General features: G+C 73.6%; 10 protein-coding genes and 1 pseudogene. 4 read left to right on the forward strand and 7 right to left on the reverse strand.

Translation table 11 applies throughout. From position 1 onward, the window contains the following. Positions 1-68 precede the first annotated feature (68 nt). A complete protein-coding gene (locus E1211_RS25625) occupies positions 69-962 on the forward strand; it encodes a cytochrome c oxidase assembly protein (RefSeq protein WP_243709695.1) in 894 nt (297 codons plus the stop codon). Between the two features lie 22 nt (positions 963-984). Here the strand turns inward: E1211_RS25625 and E1211_RS25630 are convergent, their stop codons facing one another. From E1211_RS25630 to E1211_RS25640, 3 genes are all read right to left on the reverse strand, one after another. Then, positions 985-1,785, reverse strand: a complete 801-nt coding sequence (locus E1211_RS25630; RefSeq protein WP_132351713.1) for a cobalt transporter — start codon at positions 1,783-1,785, stop codon at positions 985-987. Beyond that, positions 1,782-2,462: a hypothetical protein gene (locus E1211_RS25635; RefSeq protein WP_132351715.1), complete on the reverse strand. Its 681-nt coding sequence runs from the start codon at positions 2,460-2,462 to the stop codon at positions 1,782-1,784. Before E1211_RS25635 ends, E1211_RS25630 begins: the two co-directional genes overlap by 4 nt. 264 nt (positions 2,463-2,726) lie before the next feature. Further along, complete coding sequence (locus tag E1211_RS25640) at positions 2,727-3,122, reverse strand: YkvA family protein (protein WP_132351717.1); 396 nt, start codon at positions 3,120-3,122, stop codon at positions 2,727-2,729. Positions 3,123-3,440: 318 nt separating this feature from the next. Here E1211_RS25640 and E1211_RS25645 point away from each other — a divergent pair, with 318 nt between their 5' ends. After that, entirely contained in the window at positions 3,441-4,394 is a 954-nt protein-coding gene (locus tag E1211_RS25645) for a sulfite exporter TauE/SafE family protein (RefSeq protein WP_132351719.1), read from the forward strand. Positions 4,395-4,654: 260 nt separating this feature from the next. Here the strand turns inward: E1211_RS25645 and E1211_RS25650 are convergent, their stop codons facing one another. Beyond that, positions 4,655-5,260: a response regulator transcription factor gene (locus tag E1211_RS25650; RefSeq protein WP_132351721.1), complete on the reverse strand. Its 606-nt coding sequence runs from the start codon at positions 5,258-5,260 to the stop codon at positions 4,655-4,657. Further along, complete coding sequence (locus E1211_RS25655) at positions 5,257-6,414, reverse strand: sensor histidine kinase (RefSeq protein ID WP_207915512.1); 1,158 nt, start codon at positions 6,412-6,414, stop codon at positions 5,257-5,259. The genes E1211_RS25650 and E1211_RS25655 overlap by 4 nt, the downstream gene beginning before the upstream one ends. A gap of 290 nt (positions 6,415-6,704) precedes the next feature. On the opposite strand from E1211_RS25655, the gene E1211_RS25660 reads away from it, so the two are divergent. Continuing rightward, on the forward strand, positions 6,705-8,201 hold the full coding sequence (locus E1211_RS25660; protein ID WP_132351723.1) for a DUF11 domain-containing protein: 1,497 nt from the start codon (positions 6,705-6,707) through the stop codon (positions 8,199-8,201). 126 nt (positions 8,202-8,327) lie between these two features. On the opposite strand, the gene E1211_RS25665 is transcribed toward E1211_RS25660, so the two are convergent. Both E1211_RS25665 and E1211_RS25670 read right to left on the reverse strand, forming a co-directional pair. After that, positions 8,328-9,224, reverse strand: a complete 897-nt coding sequence (locus E1211_RS25665; protein WP_132351725.1) for an endonuclease/exonuclease/phosphatase family protein — start codon at positions 9,222-9,224, stop codon at positions 8,328-8,330. 70 nt (positions 9,225-9,294) lie between these two features. Next, positions 9,295-10,944, reverse strand: a complete 1,650-nt coding sequence (locus E1211_RS25670) for an ABC-F family ATP-binding cassette domain-containing protein (RefSeq protein ID WP_132351727.1) — start codon at positions 10,942-10,944, stop codon at positions 9,295-9,297. Positions 10,945-11,222: 278 nt separating this feature from the next. On the opposite strand from E1211_RS25670, the pseudogene E1211_RS25675 reads away from it, so the two are divergent. Further along, positions 11,223-11,440, forward strand: a pseudogene (locus tag E1211_RS25675) (tannase/feruloyl esterase family alpha/beta hydrolase); the annotation flags it as partial.

The following is an 11,440-nucleotide window of genomic DNA, read 5'->3' on the forward strand; positions in this document are numbered from 1 at the left end:
TATAAGAGACAGCCCCCACACCGGGCAACCTGCTCGGCCGCCCGCTGCCGGACCTCTTCTTCCTGACCGTGGCCGTCGTCGGGGCGTACGCCTATCTCGCCGGTGTGCGGCGGCTGCGCCGCGCCGGGCACTCCTGGCCGCTCGCCCGCACCGCCAGCTGGCTGGCCGGGCTGCTGGTCTTCGCCGCGTTCACCGGTCTCGGCTTCGCCCGCTACGCCTACGTCCTGTTCAGCGCGCACATGGCGCAGCACATGGTGCTCTCCATGGTGGTGCCCATCCTGCTCGTCGGCGGCGCGCCGGTGACCCTCGCCCTGCGTGCCCTGCGCCGGCCGGCCGACCCGCGGGTCCGCGGTGCCCGGGAGTGGCTACTGCGCGCCCTGCACAGCCGACCCACCCGGCTGCTGACCCATCCCGTGGTCGCGCTGGCCGTCTACACGAGCGGCCTCTTCGGCCTGTACTTCAGCGACCTGCTCGGCGCCCTGATGCGCTCCCACCTCGGCCACCTCGCCATGGTCGGCCACTTCGTGGCCTCCGGCTACCTGCTCTTCTGGGTGCTCATCGGCGTCGACCCCGGCCGCCGCCGGGTTCCCCACCCCATCCTGGTGCTCGTCCACCTGGTCGCGATGATGGCCCACGGTTTCTTCGGCCTCGCGCTCATGCAGACCACCACCGTCCTCGCCCCCGACTGGTACGTCTCGGTCCACCCCGGCTGGGCGTCGTCGCTGATGGAGGACCAGAAACTGGGCGCCGGCATCGCCTGGGCGTTCGGCGAGATCCCGGCCGCGTTCGTCATGGGCCTGCTCGTCCGCCAGTGGATCCACGCCGACCGGCGCGAACAGGCCCGTCTCGACCGCGCGGCCGACCGCGCCGCGGCCACCGGCGAGGAGGACGACCTGGCCCGGTACAACGCCTTCCTCGCCGACGCCGGCCGATCCGCCGACGACCGGCCCCGGGGGCGGTGACCGCCCGGCCGGGCCGGTGGGATCAGGCGACGGTGGTGAGGTGGGCCGCGGCGACAGTGGTGATGCCGACGCCGAGCGCGGTGATGCCGACGGCGGCGAGCACGGGGGCGACCCGGGTGGCCAGTCGCAGCACGGCGTGCGAGTTCGCGCCGCGGACGACGACGGAGTTGCCGGCGATCGCGAGCAGGCCGACGCCGAAGAGGACGACGGCCATGCCGACGCCGAAGGTCAGCACCAGCAGCAGGGCGAAGGCGGCACGGCCGAGGAAGAGGCCGGTGACCAGGACGAGGAACGCGGACGGCGAGGGTACGAGACCACCGGAGATGCCGAGCATGAGCAGCCCCGGACGCTTGGTGTGCTCGTGGGTGTGCCCGTGGTCGTGCGTGTGTCCGTGCTCGTGGTCGTGGCTGTGGGAATGGCTGTGGCTGTGCCCGTGACCACCACCGCGGAGGTGCCGGCGGACGAGCCAGACGCCGGTGGCCACGGCGACGAGGCCGGCGGCCAGTTGCAGCCAGGTGGTGAGCGCCTCCATCCGGATGACGTTCGCGAGGGAGAGGAACGTCCACGCGACGCCGATCACCAGCACCGAGATCGTGTGCATGGCCGCCACGGAGCCGCCCAGCCAGGCGGCGTCGCGGATCCGGCCGCGCGAGCCGACGAGGTACGCCGCGGCCAGGCTCTTGCCGTGCCCGGGGGCGACCGCGTGGCCGGCGCCCGCGACGAACGCGAGGAGGAAGGCCAGCGGTGTCACGCCCGGCGCGTGGATGAGGTCCTGGAGCTGGTCCGGAACGGACGCGGCCTGGACGGCGGCGAGGGGTGTCATGCGGCGACCTTTCGGCGACTGTTGGACCGGCGGAACAGCACCAGCGCCACGACCACGACCGGCACGGCGCCGACCGCCACGGCGGCGAGCTGGACGGCGGCGCTGCGGCCGAGGTTGGCGCTCGTCGAGGCCGGCCCTCCGGTGAGGACCCAGTCATGGGATTCCTGCGCCGAGTCGTACACCTCGCGTTGGCCGTCGGGACCGGTGGCGAGCGCGCGGTACGCGGAGTTCAGGTCGGTGAGCATCCGCATCCGGACCGTCGCGGTGCTGACCGGTCCGGGACAGGTGAACTCGGCGGTCGCGCCGGCGCGGGCGAGCGCTCTGGGCGGCTCGACCCGGCCGACGCAGGGCTTGCCGTCACCGGTGACGGTGATCCGTTCCAGGAGGTAGGCCGGGAACTGCGTCGACGCCCCGACCAGCCCGGGATCCGAGTACTGGTAGTCGACGTTCCCGTCGGGCAGGACGCGGTCCTCGGGCAGCAGGCCGAGGGAGACCCCGAGCAGGGTCAGGTCGTCGGGGCCACCGACGCGCCACCGTACGCGCACGACGTCGGGGCGCTGCTCGTCGCGCGCGACGTCCACGGTCTGCGGATCGCCGAAGGGGTGCGCGGCGGCCGGCACGGGCGCGGTCATGACGGCGGCGGTGACGGCGAACGCCGCCAGCGCGAGGGCGCTCACCGCGCCGCGCCGACGACGACGGCGGTGCGGGGGCAAGGAGAACGCTCCGGGTCTTGTCGTGTCGAACCGCAGCGAGTCTGGCGAGCCTGCGGAAACGGGCAGGTCCGGGCCGATGATGAGCAGAGGACGGCGGTGTGAACAGTGTGTTGATCAGCCACGCCGGCGATTCCCCGAACCGGGTGGGCTCGCCTCGGGCGCGGCCGGCACCCGTTCGACGACGCTCACACCACGCCGGAGACGGCGGGCCGCCAGCGGACGGTCGAGCTATCGTCCGGCTGCGCCGAGCAGCCGGATGAGCAGGCGCGGATCCCCGGGCCAGGCGCCGAGCAGCACGTCCCGCGGCACCTGGCGTCCGGCGTAACGCAGCGCCAGGGCGACGACCACGATGTCGTCGAGGGGACCGATGATCGGGAGGAACTCGGGGATCAGGTCGACCGGGCTCATCACCCACAGCCCGGCGAGCACGATGGCGATCCGCGCCCGGCGGGGCACCCGTGGGTCCCGGCGGAGCCGGCGCACGGTGGTCACGCAGTCGGGGACGAACGCGGCCAGGTCCCGGGCGATGCCGGGCGGTAGGCGGCGGGCCAGCAGCATGAGCAGCGCCCAGGTCGCGACCAGGCAGGCGGCGGCGACACCGGTGCCGATCAGCCAGGTACGCACGTCCGCACGCTACGCCGGACCGGTGTAGCCGGCGAGCGGTTCGGTCGAGCCCTGCGGCGGGCGGACGACGTTAGCGGTCGCGACGTCCGCGACGCGGAGTCGAACAGGGTATTGCCCTACCTCCATGGCGACCGTATTCTCCACCAAACAAGTAGGAATAGTAGTCAGTTGGAAGGTCGTGGCGGTCGTTCCCCGCCTACCGGCAGTTCCTCGACCGGGCCGTCGCCGAAGTCCCCGACCGGCTCACCCGCACCGACCTGCGCCGGGCAGCGCCGCCCGACCCACCAGCTCCTCGAACCCCCTCCGATTGGAGTGCTCGTGCGAAGACTGCTCCTGCTCGCCCTGGTCGGCCTGGGCGCCCAACTCGTCGACGGCAGCCTCGGCATGGCGTACGGCGTCACCTCGACCACCCTGCTGCTCGCCATCGGCACCAATCCCGCCGCCGCGTCGGCCACCGTCCACCTCGCGGAGATCGGCACCACGCTCGTCTCCGGCGCCTCGCACTGGCGGTTCGGCAACGTCGACTGGAAGGTCGTCGCGAAGATCGGCATACCCGGTGCGGTGGGCGCGTTCGCGGGAGCCACCTTCCTGTCGAACCTCTCCACCGAGACCGCCGCGCCGCTGATGTCGATCATCCTGCTCGCCCTCGGCCTCTACATCCTGGTCCGCTTCACCGCCGTCGGCCTGCCCAAGGGCAACCTCGGCAAGCCCCTGCGCAAGCGGTTCCTCGCCCCCCTCGGCGTGGTCGCCGGGTTCGTCGACTCCACGGGCGGCGGCGGGTGGGGCCCGGTCGGCACCCCGGCCATCCTGGCCAGCGGTCGACTCGAACCACGCAAGACCATCGGCTCGATCGACACCAGCGAGTTCCTCGTCGCCGTGGCCGCCAGCATCGGGTTCATCCTCGGCATCGGCTCCGAGGGAGTGAACTACACCTGGGTCGCCGCGCTGCTCATCGGCGGCATCATCGCCGCCCCGATCGCCGCCTGGCTGGTCCGGCACATCCCGCCGCGCGTCCTCGGCGCGGCCGTCGGCGGCATCATCGTCCTCACCAACACCCGCACCCTGCTGCGCAGCGACTGGATCGACGCCTCCGACGGCGTCCGCTACACCTTCTACGCCGCCATCTACGTCGTCTGGGCCGCCGCCCTCGCCTGGTCGGTCCGGCAGTACCGCAAGCACCGCGACGAGGAACGGCAGATCATCGCCGAGGCCGAGGCCGCCACGACGGTCGGCAGGACCTCCGTGGAGAAGGCCGGCACGCCGGCGGGATGACGCCGATCCACCCCGCGGCTCGCGCTGCGGTCCAGCCCGCCCACCACGTACGGCCGTCGCGGTCCGTACGTCGTGGGCGGCCGGGCCGCAGCGACGTACGACAGCGACGGTGGACGAACCACGCGGCCCGTCCGTCGAGGCGGGGCAGGGTCGGTACGCCGCAGCCGGGGCGCATCGGGCGGGCACCGGCGACCGGCACCCGTCGCCGCGATTCCGGAGCCCGCCGGGGCGGGCGCGCACGTCGCGCGGGTGCCCCGGTCTCAGAGCCAGCCGATGGCCCGGGCGCTGAGGGCCGCCTCGATCCGGTTCCGGGTGCCGGTCTTGCCGATGGCGGCCGAGAGGTAGTTGCGCACGGTGCTCTCCGACAGGTGCAGCCGGACGGCGATGTCGGCGACCGTGGCACCGTCCACGGCCACGGCCAGCACCTGCCGCTCCCGATCGGTCAGCGGGTTCGGGCCGGCCGACAGCGCCGCCGCCGCGAGCGCCGGATCGATCACCCGTTCACCGGCCAGCACGCGCCGGATCGCCACCGCCAACTCCTCGACCGGCCCGTCCTTGACCAGGAAACCCGCCGCGCCGGCCTCCATCGCCCGCCGGAGGTAGCCGGGCCGACCGAACGTGGTGAGGATCAGCACCCGGCATCGGGGCAACGTCTCCCGCAACGTGGCCGCGGCGTCCAGGCCACTGCCGCCGGGCATCTCGATGTCCAGCAGCGCCACGTCCGGGCGCAACCGCAGGGCGGCCTCGATCGCCTCGACGGTCGTCCCGACCTCGGCGACCACCTCGATGTCGGGTTCGAGGTTCAACAGGAGGGCCAGCGCGCCACGCATCATGCCCTGGTCCTCGGCGAGCAACAGCCGGATCACGTGCTCACCCGCCCCGCGGTGGTCGCGGGGAGCCGGGCGGTGAGCAGCAGCCCGCCCCCGCGCGCCGGGCCCACGTGCAGGGTGCCGCCCGCCTGCTCCACCCGCTCGGCGAGCCCACGCAGGCCGTTGCCCGGCTCCGGCCGGCCACCCACACCGTCGTCGCGTACGGTCAGCACCGACCCGTCGGCGTCGGCGCGGACCTCGATGTCGCACCGCGAAGCCCGGCTGTGCCGCAGCACGTTCGTCACCCCTTCCCGGAGCACCCAGCGGAACGCGCCGTCGGCCGCCACGTCCAGCGGATGCCCGCACTCCCGGACGGTGACGGTGATGCCGACGTCGGCCAGGGCGCTGCGGGCGTTCTCCAGCTCCCGGCCGAAGCTCTGCTCGCGGTAGCCGGTGACCGCCTCACGGACCTCGGCCAGCGCGGTGCGTCCGATTCGCTCGATGTCGGCCGCCTCGTCCGCCGCCCGGCCAGGGTCCGCCGGGGCGAGCCGGCGCACCACCTCGGCCTTCACCACCACCAGCGACAACGTGTGGCCGAGCAGGTCGTGCAGGTCCTTGGCGAACCGGAGCCGCTCCCGCTCCACCACCGTGCGGGCCAGCTCGCGCTGGGTACGGCGAAGCTCCTCCACCAGGCGGGCCACCCGGGCGAAGGCCAGGGTCATGGCACCCGCGAGCAGCGTGATCAGCGCGACCTGGACGATGTCGCCCACCGGCAGCCGATGCGCGGACCCGATCACCAGGACGGCGGCGGTGCTGCCGCCGACCCAGCCGAACCCCCAGTTCGCCCGGACCAGCCCGACGGCGCCGGCGGTACAGACGTACATCAGCAGCACCGGCCAGCCCGCCGGCGCACCGGCGTACGCCGCGGCGAGCCCGATCCCCAGCAGCGCGAGCAGGACGAGCCCGGCGTGGTGCAGAGCCGGTCGGACCGGCAGCGCCGCCACCGGCACGGCCACCAGCGCGAGGTAGAGCAGCGCGAAGACGGCCAGCCCGACCGCCGCGGTGGGAGCGTGGTGGATCTGCCCCCGGGTGATCGCCGCGGCCGGCGGCAGCAGCAGCAGCAACCACAGCGTGTGCGCTGCCACGAGCAGGAACCCGCGCCGTCGCCGGCTCCGGTCGGCGGAGTCGGCGGCGGGAGTGGCATCGGGCATGACCGTCACCGTAGCGGCAGTCGACGGCGTGCGGTCGAGCCGAGCAGGGCGAAGGTGGCGCCCCGCGCGACGGTCAGGTCGAGGCCGTCGACGGCTGGTACGGCTCCGCACCGCCGGGCGGGTCCATTGAGGAGACAACGCACATGCGTAGGTGCTGATGATCAAGGTTTGATACTGCTTCGATGTCGCGCGCGGAAACGGCACAGGTCCGGTCGATCGCACGTCACGCCCCCACGAGACGCGGCGCGGTGGCTATGATCGCCCGCGTTCATCAACGGGGAGGAATACTCGTGAGTCGTTCACGTCTGCTGCGGGTCGCCGCGTGGCTCGGCGCCTGCGCGATCGGTGTGCTCGGCACGAACGCCGTCGCACCGGTCTCCGCGGTCGCGTTGCCCAAGGGCACGCAGCTCCGCCTGGACCACACCGCACTGGTTCCCGGCTCGTTCGGCAAGACGCAGTCCGTCTACCTCTACAACTACGACACCGACTTCGCGCTGCACGACGTGGCGGTCACCATCGACACCGCGAAGCTCGCCGGCGTCGCCACGGCGGAGCTCACCTTCGACGGCCCCGGTCCGTGCGAGCAGTCGGCTTCGACGATCACGTGCAGCTTCGACACCCTCTCGTCCGAGGACCTCTACGCGGGCATCACCACGCTCACCTTCCGCCCCGAGGCGAAGGCGGGGGTCGGCGACGAGGGTGAGGTGAGCGTGCGGGTCACCAGCCGGGAGCAGACGCTCACCAGGACCTCGAAGGTGACCGTCAGCGAGAAGGTCGCCCTGGAGGTCGGGCCGATCATCAGCAAGAAGGCCGAGCCGGGCGACACCTTCACCAGCCCGCTCACGGTGAAGAACAGCGGGGAGAACGCGATCACCGGCGTCGACCTGTTCTTCTTCTACGAGGCCATGTTCACCGTGCCGAAACGCTACGACAACTGCCAGTACGGCAGCTTCGCCGCGTACTGCCACTTCGAGGGGACGCTGGCCCCCGGCCAGGAGTACGCGCTCTCCGAGGAGATGCCGCTGCGACTGCGGCCGGAGGTGCCGGCGCCGGGCGTCGCCGGAGCCGGCTTCACCTGGTCGACTCCGGTCGACGGACGCGACAACCTCGACATGGTCCTGGCCACCAAGCCGACCCGCGGCACCGAGGGCACCCTGCGCCTCGTCCAGAAGCCCGCAGGACTGCGCGCCGAGGGCGCCCAGACGGAGGACTCCGTCTTCCTCGACACCCAGCACGTGATCCTCACCGTCGAGGGTACGAACCGCTCCGACGTGACCGCCGTCGGCGGGCAGGTCCGGGCCGACGTGGGCGCCACGGTCACCGCGAAGGTCGGCGTCAAGAACCTCGGTCCCGCGTACGCCTCCGGCATCACCGCGCCGGCCGCCACCGTCACCTTCACCCCGCCGAAGGGCACCACCGTGACGACGGTGCCCGCCGGCTGCGCGAAGGCCGACACCGGCTACGTCTGCCGGACCGACGTGCACCCGCTCGAGGTGGACCAGGTCGTCACGTGGGGCTTCGGGCTGCGGGTCGACACCGCCGGGGAGCTCGTCGGCACCGTGGCGGTGAAGTCCTCGACCCCGGACGTCACGTCGGAGAACGACGTGGCCGAGCTGGTCGTGAACCGGGCCGGTGGCGCCGGCGGCGGTGGGGAAGACGACGGCCCGTCGCTGCCGATCACCGGCCAGTCCGGCATCCTGCTGGGCGTCGCCGCGGCCGCGCTGCTGGCCGTGGGAGGCGTCCTGTTCGCAATGGCGCGCCGCCGCCGTACCCGCTTCGTCGCCTGAGACCGCGACCGTTCAAACGGGACTGCCGGAGGCCCTGGTCGGACGCCGTTCCGACCAGGGCCTCCGCCCGATCCGGTGCGGGACGTCCGCGCTCGGCTGCCTGCGAAGCCGCCTGGTGGTTCCCCCCTAGCCGGGTAGCTCCACCCAGGTGCCCGGCGGGTGCGGCGGAAGGCGCAGATCCGCGAGCACCCCGAAGTGGTCGCTGGCCCACACCCCGTCGACCGGTTCGGCGAACACTCGTCGGCACTCCGCGACGTCGAGGGTCGGCCCGTGCGGGCCGCACCGGACCAGGACGTAGTCGATGCGCCGCCCCCGGTCCAGCGGCATCAGCCCGGCCCGGACCAGCGGATTCTCCGGCGAGAAGGTGTGCTCCGGCTGCTCACGGCGAGCCGCCGTCCAGCAGTCCTGGTAGCAGACGCTCATGCCGGCCAGCGACTGCCGGCCGGTCCAGAACCGCACGCTCGCGGCGTCCGGGGCGGCGTCGAAGTCGCCCAGCAGCACCACGTGCGGCTCGCCGTCCGGGCCGTCCGGGTCGCGCGGGCCGGACCGCCGCTCGGCGACGAGCTCCTCTACGTACCGGGCCGTCCGCACCGCCTGCAGCTCCCGCTCGTACTCGGCGTCGTACTGCCAGGTGGGCTTCTGGTGCGCGACGATCACCGGCCCCAGCGGTGGCGGCATCGCGACCTCCACCACGACTGCGGCACTCCACGGCAACGCCGCGGTGCGCCCGGTGACGTGCAGGTCGACCACGCCGAGGGTGCGCGTCGGCCACCGGCTGCCCAGCACGGCGCCGACCCCGTCGGCCGACCGACCCGGGTGCGGTACGAGGTGATAGTCCGGCCCCAGCAGGCCGCCGGCCTCGTCCGAGTCCTCGCCGCCGGCCACCTCCTGCAGTGCCACCACGTCGGGCCGCAGCTCGCGCAGCCCGTCGACGAGTACCGCCCCACGCTGCGGCCAGTCGGCGAAGAACGGCGCCAGGGCGTTGAGGGTGAGCACCCGCAGGCGGGCGGGCTTCTCGGACATCCCGCCATCGTCCGCCCAACGCCACGCCCCGGCAACCGGAGCGGGGGCCACAGCCACTCCCGCGCGCCCGCTAGGTCACGGAGCGACCAGGAACGCCGGAGGCGGCCAGGGTGATCTCCCGGCCCCGCCACCGGGAGCGCAGCCGTCGGTCGTGGCTGGCGAGCACGATCGCGCCCGGCCCGGAGCCCAGCGCCTCCTCCAGTTCGTCGCAGAGCTGCGGTGACAGGTGGTTCGTCGGCTCGTCCAGCAGCAGCAACTCCGGCGGATCGGCGACGAGCATCGCCAGCGCGAGCCGGCGGCGCTGGCCGACGGAGAGCGCCGACACCGGCCGGTCGAGGTCGGCGGTGGCGAGCAGCCCGAGCGAGGAGAGCGGCACCGCCTCGGCGCGCGCCGGTCCGACGGTCGACGCGAAGATCTCACGTGCGGTCCGTCGGGGCTCCTCGAAGGAGGTGTCCTGGGTGAGCAGACCGACTCGCAGGCCGGGACGCCGCCGGACGGTCCCGTCGGCGGCCAGGCGTCCGGCCAGGACCGCGAGGAGCGTCGACTTGCCCGCGCCGTTCGGACCGCTCACCAGCAGGCGGTCGGTGGCCGCGACGTCGAGCCGGTCGAGCCGGAGCCGGCCCGGCACCACCATCCGGCGGACCGTGACGACCGGTTCGTCGCCGGCGGCCGAGGCGAGCAGAGGGGCGTGGAAGCGCAGCGGCTCCGGTGGCGCGGCGACCTGATGACGTTCGAGGGTCTCCAGCCGGCGGGTGGCGTCCCGGACGCGGCGGGAGATCTGGTTCTGTACCCGGCCGGCCGTGTGCCCGTACCCCATCTTCTCGCTGTCCCGGGGAGCACGGCCGTGGGCGACCTGGTGCCCGGTCACGGCCGCGGCCAGGCGCAGCTCGGCGAGTTGCTGCTGCTCCTCGTCGTAGCGGCGGCGCCAACGGTCGGCCTCCGCGCGCTTCGTGCTGAGGTACGCGGTGTAGTTGCCGCCGAAGCGGACCGGGCCGTCGACCGCCGGATCCAGGTCGACGAGATCGGTGCAGACCGCATCCAGGAACGCCCGGTCGTGCGTGGCCACCACGACCGCACCGGGCATCGTGCGCAGCTGCTCCTCGCAGAAGGCCGCCGCCGCGTCGTCGAGGTGGTTGGTGGGTTCGTCGAGCAGGAGCGCCGCCGGACGGCGGATCAGCAGCGCGGCCAGGGCCAGCCGGCCCCGTTGACCGCCGGAGAGGGTGGCCAGTGTCCGGTAGTGCGGGATCCTGTCGAGTCCGAGCCCGGCGAGCACCGTCAGGGCGCGCCGGTCGGCGTCCCAGGCGTCGCGGTCCTGCGCCCGTTCCAGCGTCTCGCCGTACGCGGCCAGCAGCCGGGCGTGCTCCTCGGTGTCCTCGGTCGCGGAGGCCAGCGCGGTGCCGAGCCGGTCCAGGTCGGCGAGGTCGCGGCGTGCCTCGAGCAGGGCGTCCTCGAGGACCGCGGCGACGGTCGCCGTCGGGGTGAAGGGCAGTTCCTGGTGCAGGAAGCCGAGATCCGGCGGGCGGGTCACGGTGCCGCCGTCCGGTTCTTCGACGCCGGCCAGGATTCGTAACAGGGTGGTCTTGCCGGTGCCGTTCTCGCCGATGAGCCCGATCCGGTGCCCGGGCGCGGCGGTCAGGGAGATCCCGTCGAGGACGCGGCGCGTGCCTCGGACGCGGACGAGGTCGTGGGCGATCAGCGCGGGTCGCTGCCCGTGAGACATGAGGTACCTCGGAGAAGACGCGGGCGCGCGTACGGGCGCAGGGCATGACGACGGTGGCCGCGTCGACGGCGCGATCACACGCGCGTCGGCGGCCGATCCGGGCTCTCACCCGGAGATGTCGTCGTCACCTGCCACGTCTGCTCCGATCTCCGGCGACCGGCGAAGGATAGCCCACCGGCCGGCACGGCGTCCCGCACCCGCCCGGGGCTTCCCCACGGGGGTGCCCCAGGGTGTCTCCCTGGGGCGATGCCGGCCCGCCCCGGGTGAGGGTGTGCGGCATGAAACGACGCCTGATCTTCGCGCTGGTGGCGCTCCCCGCCGTGGCGGCGCTGATCCCGATGGCCGCGCACGCCCGCCCCGTAACCCACGAACCCACAGTCACCTCGTGCGCCGCGATGCCCGTCGCCGCGCCGCCCGGCGCCACCGTGGAGTCGGTGACCGCCGTCGCGCAGGCGGGGGGAACCGTCACCTTCCCGGACGCACCCCCGCTGCCCAC

The sequence above is a fragment of the Micromonospora sp. 15K316 genome (assembly GCF_004348525.1).
Classification (GTDB): Bacteria; Actinomycetota; Actinomycetes; order Mycobacteriales; family Micromonosporaceae; genus Micromonospora.